The organism is uncultured Alsobacter sp., assembly GCF_945952055.1.
GTDB lineage: Bacteria > Pseudomonadota > Alphaproteobacteria > Rhizobiales > Beijerinckiaceae > Alsobacter.
In genome coordinates this window covers 13,554-26,958 of the sequence record NZ_CAMFHB010000037.1, presented here as the reverse complement: position 1 = coordinate 26,958, position 13,405 = coordinate 13,554, and the positions used below count along the sequence as shown (strand labels likewise).

Below are 13,405 nucleotides of genomic sequence, written 5' to 3'. Positions count from 1 at the left end.
GTAATGTAAACAGCTTCGTGATTAAGGAACGGTCAAGGAAAAGGCTCCGGGCGCCGTCGGGACCAGGGTTGCGTTGCCGCGGCTTGCCGCACCGCCCCTTTCTGCCTACGACCTGAGTGGCCCAATCTCGCCGGACGTCGCCATCCCATGACCGCCCCCCTGACGCCAGACGCCGAGGCCCTGCAGGCCGCGCGGAACCGGCGCGGAATTGCCGCGATGGTGGTGGCGATGGCGCTATTCATCACCACCGACACGCTGTCGAAGCTGGCGCGGGCCGACATGCCTCCCGGGCAGGTGATGACGCTGCGCGGCGTGTTCGCGCTGGTGTTCGCGCTGGGGCTGGCCGCCGCGATGGGCGAACTGCCGCGTCTGCCGCTGGCCTTTCGCCCGCCGGTGTTGCGGCGCGCGATGGCCGAACTGGCGGTGGCCATGACCTTCCTGACGGTCCTCGGCCACCTGCCGCTGGCGGATCTCACGGCCATCGGCCAATCCGCTCCCCTCATGATCGCGGTCTATCTCGCGGTTTCGGGCACCGAGGTCATGGGATGGCGGCGCTGGGCCTCGGTCGCGGTCGGATTTGCCGGCGTGTTGCTGGTGCTCAAGCCCGGCGCGCAGAGTTTCAACGCGTATACGGCGCTCGCGGTGGTCTGTGCGATGCTGGTGGCGGCGCGCGATCTGCTCACTCGCTCCGTCCCGCGCGAGGTGCCGTCGGTCCTGATCCTGGCCGCGACGACGATCAGCGTCCTCCTCGGCGGACTGGTGATGGGCCTGTTCGAGACGTGGGCCCCTCTCACCGGACGATCGCTTTTGATCCTGGCCGGGGCCGCTCTCTTCGTGACCGGCGGAAACTATTTCATCATCACGGCCTTCCGGGGCGTCGAGGTCGGCGTGGTGGCCCCCTTCCGCTACTCGGTGATCGTCATGGCTGTCCTGTACGGGCTGGCCGTGTTCGGCGAGGTGCCGGACCTCTTCACCCTCGTCGGCGCGCTCCTGATCGGCGGTAGCGGAGCCTATACATTGCACCGGGAGCGGGTAAGGGCTCGCGAAAGAGCGCCCCAACGCGCCGCCTGAGCCGCCGGTAGCAGTTTCCCGGCTGGCAGACAGGTTGGCCCGGTGCTATACGGCCTGAGCAGGGCTGCCCGCCGCCTGGTGCGGCCCTCGACAACAATCATTCACATGATGGGTTCGTGGGCGGAGGGGACATGGTTGGTTTGCTGGGCGTGAGCCGTCTCATCGACGGCATCAATTCGCGCGTGGGCCGCTGGTTGGCGTGGCTCATCCTTGTCGCCGTCATCATCTCGACGGTGAATGCTCTCATCCGCAAGATATTCGATACGTCGTCGAACTCCTGGCTCGAGCTCCAGTGGGTGCTTTTCGGCGCGGTGTTCCTGCTGTGCTCCCCGTGGACGCTGCTCAACAACGAGCACATCCGCATCGACATCGTGAACAGCGCCCTGCCCAAGACGGTGCGCAACGTCATCGACGTCGTCGGTCACGCGCTGTTCCTCATTCCGTTCTGCATCATCATGGTGATGGTGAGCGGGCCGTTCTTCATGCGCTCCTTCAGCATCAACGAGCAGTCGCTGAATGCCGGTGGCTTGCCGCAGTGGCCGGCCAAGTTCCTGATCCTGCTGGGCTTCATCGTGCTGCTCGTGCAGGGCGTCTCGGAGCTGATCAAGCGCATCGCGATCATGACCGGCCACCTGCAGGACACCACGTCCGGCGGAGGTCACCACGCCTCCGCCGAGGCGGAAGCGGCGCGCCTGCTGGAGCAGGTCGAGTCGCACAACGCTCGCTGACGGCCTTCCACATCATCCCTTACGAGCCTCGAACACCCCGGGCCCGCCCATGACCGCTTTCCTCATCCAGAACATGGCACCCGTCATGTTCGGCGCCCTCGTCCTCTTTCTGCTGCTGGGCTACCCGGTCGCCTTCGCGCTCGCCGCCAACGGCCTGTTCTTCGCGCTGATCGGCATCGAGCTGGGGTTGTTCGCGCCGAACTTCCTGCAGGCCCTGCCGGAACGTGTCTACGGCGTGATGAACAACGACACGTTGCTGGCCATCCCGTTCTTCACCTTCATGGGCCTGATCCTCGAACGATCCGGCATGGCGGAAGACCTGCTCGACACGATCGGCCAGCTCTTCGGCACGATCCGCGGTGGCCTCGCCTATGCGGTGATCTTCGTCGGCGCGCTGCTGGCGGCCACCACCGGCGTCGTCGCGGCGTCGGTGATCTCGATGGGCCTGATTTCGCTGCCCATCATGCTGCGCTACGGCTACGACCGCCGGCTCGCATCGGGCGTCATCGCGGCCTCGGGCACGCTGGCCCAGATCATCCCGCCCTCCCTGGTGCTCATCGTCATGGCCGACCAGCTCGGCCGTTCCGTCGGCGACATGTACGAGGGCGCCTTCATCCCCGGCCTCGTCCTGTCCTGCCTCTACGCTCTCTACGTGTTCGGCGTGTCGATGATCTTCCCGAAGGCCGCGCCGGGCCTTCCCCAGGAAGCGGTGGGCTTCCGTGAGCCGGACGGTTCGCGCGGCGTGTGGCAGCTCGGGCTGCTCGTGCTGTTCTCCGGCTTCGTGGGCTACTACGTCATGTCACAGACGGACGTGCGTGGCGGTGCCGACTTCGTGGTGCTGACCATGTCGATCGGCGTCACCGTCTCGTTCCTGTGCGCCATCTTCAACCACACCTTCGGCGGCCGGCGCGTCGTGTTGACGGCCATCGTCACGGCGGCGTTCGTCGCCGGCTGGTGGTTCCTGAAGGCCAACGGATGGGCCAAGACGGCTTTGCTGTCGGAGGCGCTTGCCGCCGGCGCGCTCTACGCGCTGATCGCCGGCATCATCGAGAAGACGACCGGGCGCCGCCTCGTCTCGAAGCTCGCCGAGCAGGTCACCTTCGTCATGGTGCCGCCGCTCGGCCTCATCTTCCTCGTGCTCGGCACCATCTTCATCGGCGTGGCCACGCCGACCGAGGGCGGCGCCATGGGCGCGGCGGGCGCGATGATCCTGGCGCTCATGAAGAAGCGCCTCTCCTTCGAGCTCACGCGCCAGGCGGTCGAGTCGACCGCCAAGCTCTCGGCCTTCGTGCTCTTCATCCTGATCGGCGCGCGCGTGTTCTCGCTGACCTTCTACGGCGTCAGCGGCCACGTCTGGGTCGAGCACCTGCTCACCTCGCTGCCCGGCGGCCAGGTCGGCTTCCTGATCGTCGTCAACGCGCTCATCTTCGTCCTGGCCTTCTTCCTCGACTTCTTCGAGCTCGCCTTCATCGCGATCCCCCTGATCGGGCCGGCGGCCGACAAGCTCGGCATCGACCTGATCTGGTTCGGCGTGATCATGGGCGTGAACATGCAGACGTCGTTCATGCACCCGCCGTTCGGCTTCGCGCTGTTCTTCCTGCGCTCGGTCGCCCCGCGCCAGCCCTACAAAGACAAGGTGACCGGCCTGACGATGGAACCGGTGACGACCGGGCAGATCTACTGGGGCGCCGTGCCCTTCGTCGTGATCCAGCTGATCATGGTGGCGCTGGTCGTGATCTTCCCGGGCATGGTGATGCACTACAAGAACAGCGGGCCCGTGGTGGACCAGAAGAAGGCGCTGGAGCAGCTCCAGAACCTCGCCCCCACCGACGACGCCCCGCCGCTCGACCTGGGTCCGCCGAAGCTGAACTGATCTTGCGCCGACAGGCCGCGCGTCGGGCGATGCGCGGCCTGCGGCGGATGCTTAGAGCTTGTGAATCCTTCACCTGAGAGATGGAAGTCCAGTTCAAACCGACCTCTCAGCCGTCATCCCCGGGCTTGGCCCGGGGACCCACGACTTTGCCTGCGCCACTCTGAAGTCGTGGGTGGCCGGGCCAAGCCCGGCCATGACGCGGAGAGAGTGAGGCAAGCTGGACAGTTGAAAGATTCTCACCCTCTCAGAATGAGGAGGTTGGGGGGCTGGCCCTATCGTGGCTCGTGCAAAGGTCGCATGAGGACCGTGTGGGCTGGATCTTCCAATCGGTGCGCACAAAAAGAAAAAGGCCCGGCATCGCTGCCGGGCCTTTCGCAGTTCCCCTCCCGTGAAGAGCGTCAGCCCTTGGCGCGCGAGCGGATCATGTAGTTGTCGTAGGTGAACTCGGAGATCTGGAACCACAGGTATTCGTCGTTCCGGAAGCCCATATAGGCGTCGTGGACCTTCTTGAAGTCCGCATTTTCCTTGCTGATCTCGGCATAGAGCTCGACGGAGGCCTTGAGGCAGGCGTCCATGATCTCGGCCGAGAAGGGACGCAGCTGCGCGCCGCCCTGGGCGAGGCGCTTGATCGCCGCCGGGTTCAGGGCGTCGTACTTGGCCTGCATGTCGACGTTGGCGAGGCCCGCGGCCGACTTCACGATCGACTGGTAGGACTTCGGCAGTTCCGCCCACTTGGCCGTGTTGATGAAGAAGTGCAGCGCGGCGCCGCCTTCCCACCAGCCCGGATAGTAGTAGAACGGCGCGACCTTGTTGAAGCCGAGCTTCTCGTCGTCATAGGGGCCGACCCACTCGGCCGCGTCGATCGTGCCCTTCTCGAGAGCCGGATAGATGTCGCCGCCGGCGATCTGCTGCGGCACGGAGCCGAGCTTCTGGAGGACGCGTCCGGCGAGGCCGCCGATGCGCATCTTCAGGCCGTTGAGGTCCTGCGGGCCCTTCAGCTCCTTGCGGAACCAGCCACCCATCTGCGTTCCGGTGTTTCCGCCGGGCAGCGAGTAGATGTTGTACTTCTTGAAGAACTCGTTCATCAGGTCCATGCCGCCGCCGTGGTAGAACCACGCGTTCTGCTGGCGGGAGTTCAGACCGAACGGCACCGCGGTGCCAAAGGCGAAGGTCGGGTCCTTGCCGACGTAGTAGTAGGGCGCCGTGTGGCAGCACTCGACCGTGTTGTTCTGCACGGCGTCGGCCGCCTGCAGGGCCGGGACGATTTCACCGGCTGCGAAGACCTGGATCTGGAACTTGCCGTCGGTGGCTTCAGACACGGCCTTCGAGAAAACCTCGGCAGCGCCGTAGATCGTGTCGAGCGACTTGGGGAAGCTCGAGGTCAGGCGCCACTTGATCTCGGGTGCCGACTGGGCGATGGCGGGGCTCGCCACCGCGGTAGCGGCTGCGCCCGCGGCAGCCACCTTCATGAATTCACGACGCTTCATCAAATTCCTCCCGTCTGGGTTTTCGTCCGCCATGCGCTCTGCGCTTATGACGACCTATGAAACCGCATAGCACGGGGAAATGTGTTTCAGGAACTTCAATTTTCAAGTTGGAAGCGTGTTTTTCAGGCAAATACGCACAAAAAAGCCCCGGCCTGTCGGCCGGGGCCATCAATCAAGGTCAACCAAACGTCAACCGCCCGCGCGCGAGCGGATCATGAAGTTGTCGTAGGTGAATTCCGCAACCTGGAACCACAGGTATTCGTCGTTGCGGAAGGCCGTCATGGCCTGGATGGCCTTCTTGAACGCCTCGTTCGTCTTGCTGATGTCGGCATAGAGCTCGTTCGAGGCCTTCAGGCAGGCCTGCATGACCTCCTGCGGGAACGGGCGGAGCTGCGTGCCGCTCTGGACCAGGCGCTTCAGCGCGCCGGGGTTCTGCATGTCGTAGCGCGCCTGCATCCAGGTGTTGGCATAGGTGGATGCGGCGAGGACGGCGGCCTGGTAGGCCTTGGGCAGAGAGGCGTACTTTTCCTGGTTGACGAAGGCATGCACGGTCGGGCCGCCTTCCCACCAGCCGGGATAGTAGTAGAACGGCGCCACCTTGCTGAAGCCGAGCTTCTCGTCGTCGTAGGGACCGACCCACTCGGCCGCGTCGATCGTGCCCTTCTCGAGGGCCGGATAGATGTCGCCGCCGGCGATCTGCTGCGGCACGGCCCCGAGCTTCTGGATCACCTGGCCGGCGATGCCACCGATGCGCATCTTGAGGCCGTTGAGATCGGCCGCCGTCTTAATCTCCTTGCGGAACCAGCCGCCCATCTGGGTGCCGGTGTTGCCGCAGGGGAAGCCGACCACGTTGTAGGTCTTGAAGAACTCGTTGAAGAGCTCGTTGCCGCCGGCCTGGTAGAGCCACGCGTTCTGCTGGCGGGCGTTCAGGCCGAAGGGCACCGAGGACGCGATCGCGAAGGTGGGGTCCTTGCCGACGTAGTAGTAGGAGACCGTGTGGCACATCTCGACGGTGCCCGCCTGAACCGCGTCGAGGGCCTGCAGCGCCGGCACGATTTCACCGGCGGCGAAGACCTGGATCTGGAACTTCCCGTCCGTCAGGTCGGAGACCATCTTCGAGAAGACCTCGGCCCCTCCGTAGATGGTGTCGAGCGACTTCGGGAAGCTCGAGGTGAGACGCCACTTCAGTTCGGGGGAAGACTGCGCGATGGCCGGCGCAGCCACCGCCGATGCGGCGAGGCCGAGACCGGCGGTCTGGACGAATTGACGACGCTTCATGGGTATTCTCCAAAGACTGGCCCTCGGACGACACTCGACCGGGGCCATTGACGTGCGAGGCACGGAAAGGTGGGCTCGCAGGCGGCGCGCACACCAATACATCCGGTAACCGAGCCGGCAATTCCGAGCGTTTCAAGGCAGATACGGCGCCAGCGCATGGCTGCCTTGCGTGCTTGAGCCGCAGCGGGACCGTGGCGCGGCGACGCTCAAGCACCGATGCCCAGCAGCTCGCCGATGCGCTGGGTGGCCTTCAGACCACTGCCGGTGAGGACGATGACGGTGGTCTCGTTCGGAAGCACCGTTCCCTCCCGCAGCAGCCGGCGCAGGGCGGCGGCCGCGCTGGCGCAGGTCGGCTCGGCATAGAGCCCGGCACGCGCCAGTTCGCCGTGCGCGGCCACGATCTCGTCCTCCGACACCGCGACCGTCTGGCCGCCCGAGCGACGGACCGCCGACAGCACCTCCCGCGTCCGCACGGGCCGGGCGATCGACGTCCCCTCCGCGATGGTGGGCCGGGGCTCGATGGGCACGAGCGTGTCGCCGCCCGAAAGGAAGGTGGCGTGCAGCGGGGCGCAGTTTTCCGGCTGGACGGCGAAGAGCCGGGGAAGCCGGTCGATCTCGCCGTGCCTCAGCAGCTCGCCGAAGCCGATGTCGCACCCCAGGACGTTGCTGCCCGCGCCGGTGGGAATGATGACGTTGTCGGGCGCGCGGAAGCCGAGATCCTCCCACAGCTCGTAGGCGAGCGTCTTGGTCCCCTGCAGGAAGAAGGCCTGCCAGTTGTGGCTGGCGTAGAAGATCGTCTCGGCCTGCCGCTCCGCCTCGTCCGCCGTGTCCTGCCGCGTGCCGGGGATCAGCTGGGTCTCGGCCCCGTAGGCCCGCATCTGCACCGTCTTGCCGGGCTGGGTGTAGGCGGGCACGAGGATCTTCGACCGCAGCCCGCCGGCGGCGGCATAGGCGGCGATCGCGGCGCCGCCGTTGCCGGAGCTGTCCTCCAGTATGCGGTCGATGCCCTGCTGGCGCAGGACCGACACCATCACGCTCGCGCCCCGGTCCTTGAAGCTCCCGGTCGGCATCATCCATTCGAGCTTGAACAGGACCTTGGCCCCGTCGAAGTCCCGCTTGACCAGGGGCGTGAGCCCCTCGCCCATGGTGATGGGCCGGGGGACGTCGACCGGCAGGGCCGCCGCGTAGCGCCACAGCGACCGCGTGCCGCCGGCGATGTCGCCGCGTCCAATGCCCGGAAGCGGCGTGATCATCAGCGGGCCACCGGTGTCCGAACGCCACCGGGGCCGATCCAGGGGATGGAGCGCGCCCGTCGCCGGATCGACATAGGCCGGGCTCGCCGGAACGGTTTCGCGAGACATGGGACACCCCCGAACGCGTGAGGGCCGACGCGGATCGGCCGGCCTGTTACTCGATGACGATCCGCGGCGCGGCGCGCCCGGGCGCGGCACCCTGCAAGGTCGCCCAGACCTGGCGGGCGATGTCCTTGTAGGCGGCGGCGTGCGGGCCGTTCGGGTCGGTGGCCACCACCGGAAGGCCCGCGTCCGATCGCTCGCGGATGCTCAGGGCCAGCGGGATCTCGCCAAGGAAGGGCACCCCGATGCGCTCGGCCTCCTTGCGCGCGCCCCCGTGGCCGAAAATGTCGGACCGCTCGCCGCAATGGGGGCAGATGAAGGTCGACATGTTTTCCACCACGCCCAGGATCGGCACCTCGACACGGCGGAACATGGCGACCCCGCGCCTCGCGTCGATGAGGGCGAGATCCTGGGGCGTGGACACGATCACGGCGCCGGCGAGCTGGACCGACTGGGCCATGGTGAGCTGCGCGTCCCCGGTGCCGGGCGGCATGTCGACGACCAGGACGTCGAGTTCGCCCCACTGGACCTCGCGCAGCATCTGCTGGATGGCCGACATCACCATCGGGCCGCGCCAGATCATGGCCGTGTCTTCCTCGACGAGGAAACCGATCGACATGATCCTGAGGCCGTGGGCCGTCAGCGGCTTCATGATGCGGCCCTCGAGGATCTCGGGCTTCTCGTTGAGGCCGAACAGCTTCGGCATGGAGGGTCCGTAGATGTCGGCGTCGAGCACGCCGACCTTGAGGCCCTGCGCCGCCAGGCCCAGCGCCAGGTTCGCCGCGGTCGTCGACTTGCCGACCCCACCCTTGCCCGAGGCCACGGCTATGATGTGGCGCACGCCCGGAATGCCGGCCCGGGCCGTCGCGGCCGCGGCTCTCGGCCCCGGTGCCGCCGGCCCCGGCCGGGCGCCGGATGCCGCACCCTGGGCGCGCTCCGCCGTCAGGGTCGCCAGGACGCTCTCGACGCCCTTCAGCCGGCGCACGGCCTCCTCGGCGGCCCGCCGCACGGGCTCTGCCTCGCCGGGCTTCGCCGGGTCGGCGGCGATCGACAGGTAGACCTTGCCGGCCGCGATGGAGACGCCGGCGAGCGCACCCGACTGCGGCAGCGGGCGGCCATCGGGCCCCTTCACGGCCGCCAGCGCGGCCAGGACGTCCTTTTCGGTGATCACGAGTCACAACTCCGTCGCATGCCCGCGGGGCCAATCACCCGCGGTCCGGCTCGCCCGCCTCGCGGCGGCGGCCCGGTGCGGGCAGATGTAACGGGCGGCTCGTGCCGGTCAATCGCCTCGCAATGGATCGGATCCCTCTCGCGACCGATTGCACGCGCGCGGGCCGGCAAGGCATACTGTCCGAGCCTGGCCAGCCAGAGAGGTGAAGGTCCCCCGTGAAGGCTCCCATCGTCGTCGTCGCCCTGATCGTGAGCATGATCGCGGGACATGCCGCGCCGGCCGCCTCCAAGGAGTGGACGACCGTGCGCATCGCCACCGAGGGCGCCTACCCCCCCTTCAACTTCGTCGATGCGCAGGGCCAGCCCCAGGGGTTCGAGATCGACATTGCCCGCGCGCTCTGCGAGCGGATGCGCGTGACCTGCACCTTCACCACGGACGATTGGGATCAGCTGATCCCCGGGCTCCGCCAGGACCGCTACGACGCCGTCATGGCATCGCTGGAAATCAACGAGGAGCGGCGCCAGCGCATCGCCTTCTCGCGCCCCTACTACCGGACCCCGGCGGCGTTCATGACGCGCAAGGCCGCCCCCGTCGCCGACCTGTCGCCGGCCGGCATGAAGGGCCGCAAGATCGGGGCTATGGCCGGGACCGTGTATGCGGCCTATCTCGAGGATCTCTACAAGGCGGGCACCGAGATCCGCCTCTATGCGAGCCTGGACGAGGCGAGCCTCGACCTGGCGCTGGAGCGTATCGATACGGTGCTGGGCGACAAGATCGCCCTCTTCGAGTGGCTGAAGCGCGGCAAGGAGGCCGATTGCTGCGTCTTCCAGGCCGACGCCCATCCCAGCGTGTCGCATTTCGGCGAAGGCTACGGGGTCGGATTGCGCAAGGACGACACGGACCTTCGCCAGCTGTTCAACCGCGCGATCGACGAGATCATCGCGGACGGGACCTACCAGAGGATCCGGTCGGGCTATTGGCCCTTTCCCCTGCGCTGACCCGCGGGCCAAGCGCGAGCTGCGCAATTTTGCCCGGGCTGTTGCGCTCGCTCCGGCGTCGGTGTCCAATGCGTCATCGGCCTGGCTTCGATCCATCGGGGCCGCGGACCGCACAACCGTGCCGCCGAAGGCGGACAAACGGAGGGATGATACGTGAAGAAGACTGTCGGACTGGTGGCCGCCGCCATGGCCGCTCTGGTTCTGGGCGCGGGAGCCGCCGTCGCCCAGCAGAAGGAGTGGAAGGAAATCCGGATCGGGACGGAAGGCGCCTATCCTCCCTGGAACAACCTGAACTCCGCCGGCAAGCTCGAGGGCTTCGAGATCGATTTCGGCAATGCGCTCTGCGAGAAGATGAAGGTGAAGTGCACCTGGGTCGCGCAGGACTGGGACGGCATCATCCCCGCGCTGCTCGCCGGCAAGTACGACATGATCATGGCCGGAATGAACGCCACCGAGGAGCGGGCCAAGAAGGTCAGCTTCACCTCCACCTACAGCCGCACGCCGATCTCCTTCATCGCGGCCAAGTCGGTCTCCTCGACCGACATCTCGCCGGCGGCGCTGAAGGGCAAGGCCATCGGCGCCCAGGGCTCGACGATCCACGCGAACTACCTCGAGAAGTACTACAAGGACGCGCAGATCAAGCTGTACCCGACGCAGGAAGAGGCGAACCTCGACCTGAAGAACGGGCGCCTGGACTACATCCTGGCCGACAAGCTGGCGCTGACCGACTTCATCGACGGCCAGGGCAAGGACTGCTGCAAGTTCGTGTCCGACATCAAGCGCGACCCGACCATCCACGGCCCGGGCGTGGCCGCGGCCTTCCGCAAGGAAGACACGGCGCTGGGCGCCATGGTGTCGAAGGCGATCGAGGAGTCGATCAAGGACGGCACCCACAAGGTCATCATGGACAAGTACTTCAAGGTCAACATCCTCGTCGATTGACCTTGCGCATTCGGGCCGGGGCGCGAGCCCCGGTCCTCGTCCCGCTCCGGGCCCCGCTCCCGGCACGCCGCTTGCCTGCCCGAGCCGCCATGGCCCTTTCCTCGTTCCGCTCCGGCGCCCCCGCATGGACCGCATCCTGACGCTCCTGTCCTGGGGGAACCAGGGGTGGCTCGACGAGCTCGCCTCCGGCGCGCTCGTGACCATTTCGCTGGCGCTCGCCACCCTTCCCTTCGGCCTGGCGCTCGGCCTGATCATGGCCCTGGTCAAGCGCTCCGACAGCCGCGTCCTGCGGGCGTTCGGGACGATCTACACCACAGTGTTCCGCGGGGTTCCCGAGCTCCTGACGCTCTACATCGTCTATTTCGGGCTGCAGCTCGGCATGAGGCGGCTGTGGACGGGGCTCGGCCTGCCCGGGACGGTCGAGATGCCCGCCTTCGTGGCCGGCATGATTGCGCTGGGCCTGGTGCTGGCGGCCTTCTCCTGCGAAGTCTGGATCGGCGCGCTGAACGCCATCCACAAGGGACAGCGCGAGGGTGCCTATGCGCTGGGCCTGAACAAGGCCCAGACCTTCCGCCTCGTCGTCTTCCCGCAGCTGATCCGGGTGGCCCTGCCCGGCCTCGGCAACAACTGGATGGTTCTCCTCAAGGAGACCTCGCTCATTTCCGTCATCGCGCTGCCCGACCTGATGTTCTGGACGGGGCGCGCCAACGTGGTGACGAAGGAGCCCTTCCTGTTCTTCGGCGTGGCCTGCCTGATCTACCTCGCCTTCTCCCTCGTTTCCGCCGGCGGCATCGAGGCGCTGGAGCGCCGGGCCAACCGCGGCTTCGCCCAGGGAGGCGGATCGCGATGACCTGGTGCGAGCTTCCCGGCTACTGGGTCGGCAACGAGGCGATCCAGAACTACGGCTGCCGGATGTTCGGCGGCCTGGGGATCACCCTCCAGCTCGTCGTGATCTCCGTCGCGCTGGGCTGCGTGCTCGGCCTCGCCGTGGCGCTGGTCCGGATCTATGGCGGGCCGGTCGCGGGACGGGTCGCGCTCGCCTACACGACGTTCTTCCGCGGCACGCCGCTCCTGTGCCAGCTCTTCCTCGTCTACTACGGCGCCGGGCAGTTCCGTCCCTTCCTGGACAGCATCGGCCTGTGGGGCTTCTTCCGCGACGCCTTCAACTGCGCGGCCTTCACCTTCACCATCAACACGGCGGCCTACCAGGCGGAGATCTTCCGCGGAGCGATCCAGTCCGTCCACCGGGGCCAGTGGGAAGCGGCGCGCGCGCTCGGCATGCGCTGGAGCCAGATCCTGCGGACCATCGTGTTCCCGCAGGCCGCGATCGTGGCGCTGCGTCCGCTCGGCAACGAGCTCGTCATCATGGTCAAGTCGTCCGCAGTCGCCTCGCTCGTGACCATCTTCGACCTGATGGGCACGACCCGGCTGGCCTTCGCGCGGTCCTTCGACCTGTCGGTGTACCTCTTCGCCGCCGTGCTGTATCTGGTCGTCGTGGAGGCGATCCGACGCGTCTGGGACCTTGCCGAGCGGCGCCTGACGCGGCATCTCCACCACGCTTGAGACTTCCCTCCCTCGGCGGACGCGCGACGGCGTGCGGACCCGCCCGCATCCAGGAGCATTCCGACATGGCGAACGTCGCTTTCCTCGGCCTTGGCGTCATGGGCTACCCCATGGCCCGCCACCTCGCCTCCAAGGGCCATACCGTCACGGTCTACAACCGCACCTTCGCCAAGGCGGAGAAGTGGGTCTCCGAGCACGGCGGCAAGGCGGCCAAGACCCCGCGCGAGGCCGCGACCGGCCAGGACTTCGTGTTCGCCTGCGTGGGCAACGACGACGACCTGCGCTCCGTGGTGCTGGGGGCCGACGGCGCGCTCGCCGGCATGACGAAGGGGACGGTGTTCGTCGACAACACGACCGCCTCGGCCGAGGTGGCGCGCGAGCTCTATGCGGCGGCCAAGGAGAAGGGCGTTTCCTTCATCGACGCTCCGGTCTCCGGCGGGCAGGCCGGCGCCGAGAACGGCGTGCTGACGGTGATGTGCGGCGGTGACGAGGATGCCTTCGCCCGCGCCGAACCGGTGATCATGAGCTTCGCACGCGCCTGCAAGCGCCTCGGCCCGTCGGGCGCGGGCCAGCTGACCAAGATGGTCAACCAGATCTGCATCGCCGGTGTCGTCCAGGGCCTCGCCGAGGGCGTTCATTTCGCCAAGAAGGCCGGGCTCGACGTCGAGGCGGTGATCGAGACGATCTCGAAGGGCGCCGCCCAGTCCTGGCAGATGGAGAACCGCTACAAGACCATGAACGCGGGCAAGTTCGACTTCGGCTTCGCCGTCGACTGGATGCGCAAGGACCTGGCGATCTGCCTGGAGGAGGCCCGCAGCAACGGTGCGAACCTGCCGCTCACGGCGCTCGTCGACCAGTTCTATGCCGAGGTCCAGAAGATGGGCGGCCGGCGCTGGGACACCTCAAGCCTCCTGGCCCGCCTGGAGCGCTGAGGCGCGG

12 protein-coding genes are annotated in these 13,405 nt (G+C 67.2%); 8 read left to right on the top strand and 4 right to left on the bottom strand.

Features of this window, described 5'->3' with window-relative positions; all coding sequences use genetic code 11:
- Nucleotides 1-147 precede the first annotated feature (147 nt).
- The 3 genes from Q0Q47_RS22640 (at nt 148) to Q0Q47_RS22630 (ending at nt 3,672) form a co-directional block, all read left to right on the top strand.
- Complete coding sequence (locus Q0Q47_RS22640) at nt 148-1,071, top strand: DMT family transporter (RefSeq protein ID WP_293865196.1); 924 nt, start codon at nt 148-150, stop codon at nt 1,069-1,071.
- Nucleotides 1,072-1,202: 131 nt separating this feature from the next.
- A complete protein-coding gene (locus Q0Q47_RS22635; protein ID WP_293865194.1) occupies nt 1,203-1,799 on the top strand; it encodes a TRAP transporter small permease subunit in 597 nt (198 codons plus the stop codon).
- 49 nt (nt 1,800-1,848) lie between these two features.
- Nucleotides 1,849-3,672, top strand: coding sequence for a TRAP transporter large permease subunit (locus tag Q0Q47_RS22630; RefSeq protein ID WP_293865192.1), 1,824 nt, complete (start codon nt 1,849-1,851; stop codon nt 3,670-3,672).
- Between the two features lie 398 nt (nt 3,673-4,070).
- Here the strand turns inward: Q0Q47_RS22630 and Q0Q47_RS22625 are convergent, their stop codons facing one another.
- The 4 genes from Q0Q47_RS22625 to apbC all read right to left on the bottom strand — a co-directional run bounded on the left by Q0Q47_RS22625 (nt 4,071) and on the right by apbC (nt 8,963).
- The gene (locus Q0Q47_RS22625; RefSeq protein ID WP_293865190.1) at nt 4,071-5,159 is read right to left on the bottom strand and encodes a TRAP transporter substrate-binding protein; all 1,089 of its coding nucleotides are present in this window, start codon (nt 5,157-5,159) and stop codon (nt 4,071-4,073) included.
- A 189-nt stretch (nt 5,160-5,348) separates the two neighbouring features.
- Complete coding sequence (locus Q0Q47_RS22620) at nt 5,349-6,437, bottom strand: TRAP transporter substrate-binding protein (RefSeq protein ID WP_293865188.1); 1,089 nt, start codon at nt 6,435-6,437, stop codon at nt 5,349-5,351.
- A gap of 206 nt (nt 6,438-6,643) precedes the next feature.
- Nucleotides 6,644-7,798 (bottom strand): pyridoxal-phosphate dependent enzyme, encoded by a 1,155-nt coding sequence (locus Q0Q47_RS22615; RefSeq protein ID WP_293865186.1) that lies wholly within the window; start codon nt 7,796-7,798, stop codon nt 6,644-6,646.
- Nucleotides 7,799-7,844: 46 nt separating this feature from the next.
- The gene (apbC, locus tag Q0Q47_RS22610) at nt 7,845-8,963 is read right to left on the bottom strand and encodes an iron-sulfur cluster carrier protein ApbC (RefSeq protein ID WP_293865184.1); all 1,119 of its coding nucleotides are present in this window, start codon (nt 8,961-8,963) and stop codon (nt 7,845-7,847) included.
- A 215-nt stretch (nt 8,964-9,178) separates the two neighbouring features.
- Here apbC and Q0Q47_RS22605 point away from each other — a divergent pair, with 215 nt between their 5' ends.
- The 5 genes from Q0Q47_RS22605 to Q0Q47_RS22585 all read left to right on the top strand — a co-directional run bounded on the left by Q0Q47_RS22605 (nt 9,179) and on the right by Q0Q47_RS22585 (nt 13,398).
- Nucleotides 9,179-9,961, top strand: coding sequence for a transporter substrate-binding domain-containing protein (locus tag Q0Q47_RS22605; RefSeq protein ID WP_293865182.1), 783 nt, complete (start codon nt 9,179-9,181; stop codon nt 9,959-9,961).
- 153 nt (nt 9,962-10,114) lie between these two features.
- Complete coding sequence (locus Q0Q47_RS22600; protein ID WP_293865180.1) at nt 10,115-10,903, top strand: transporter substrate-binding domain-containing protein; 789 nt, start codon at nt 10,115-10,117, stop codon at nt 10,901-10,903.
- Between the two features lie 124 nt (nt 10,904-11,027).
- Nucleotides 11,028-11,753: an ABC transporter permease gene (locus Q0Q47_RS22595; protein WP_293865178.1), complete on the top strand. Its 726-nt coding sequence runs from the start codon at nt 11,028-11,030 to the stop codon at nt 11,751-11,753.
- Nucleotides 11,750-12,466 (top strand): ABC transporter permease, encoded by a 717-nt coding sequence (locus Q0Q47_RS22590; protein ID WP_293865176.1) that lies wholly within the window; start codon nt 11,750-11,752, stop codon nt 12,464-12,466. Before Q0Q47_RS22595 ends, Q0Q47_RS22590 begins: the two co-directional genes overlap by 4 nt.
- A gap of 47 nt (nt 12,467-12,513) precedes the next feature.
- Nucleotides 12,514-13,398 (top strand): NAD(P)-dependent oxidoreductase, encoded by an 885-nt coding sequence (locus Q0Q47_RS22585; protein ID WP_293865264.1) that lies wholly within the window; start codon nt 12,514-12,516, stop codon nt 13,396-13,398.
- Nucleotides 13,399-13,405 lie beyond the last annotated feature (7 nt).

Bases quoted from the DNA above. Each gene is read 5' to 3' on its own strand.
- Q0Q47_RS22595 (WP_293865178.1), top strand. From the start codon at position 11,028: ATGGACCGCATCCTGACGCTCCTGTCCTGGGGGAACCAGGGGTGGCTC.
- Q0Q47_RS22635 (WP_293865194.1), top strand. From the start codon at position 1,203: ATGGTTGGTTTGCTGGGCGTGAGCCGTCTCATCGACGGCATCAATTCG.
- Q0Q47_RS22590 (WP_293865176.1), top strand. From the start codon at position 11,750: ATGACCTGGTGCGAGCTTCCCGGCTACTGGGTCGGCAACGAGGCGATC.
- Q0Q47_RS22630 (WP_293865192.1), top strand. From the start codon at position 1,849: ATGACCGCTTTCCTCATCCAGAACATGGCACCCGTCATGTTCGGCGCC.
- Q0Q47_RS22640 (WP_293865196.1), top strand. From the start codon at position 148: ATGACCGCCCCCCTGACGCCAGACGCCGAGGCCCTGCAGGCCGCGCGG.
- Q0Q47_RS22615 (WP_293865186.1), bottom strand. From the start codon at position 7,798: ATGTCTCGCGAAACCGTTCCGGCGAGCCCGGCCTATGTCGATCCGGCG.
- Q0Q47_RS22620 (WP_293865188.1), bottom strand. From the start codon at position 6,437: ATGAAGCGTCGTCAATTCGTCCAGACCGCCGGTCTCGGCCTCGCCGCA.
- Q0Q47_RS22625 (WP_293865190.1), bottom strand. From the start codon at position 5,159: ATGAAGCGTCGTGAATTCATGAAGGTGGCTGCCGCGGGCGCAGCCGCT.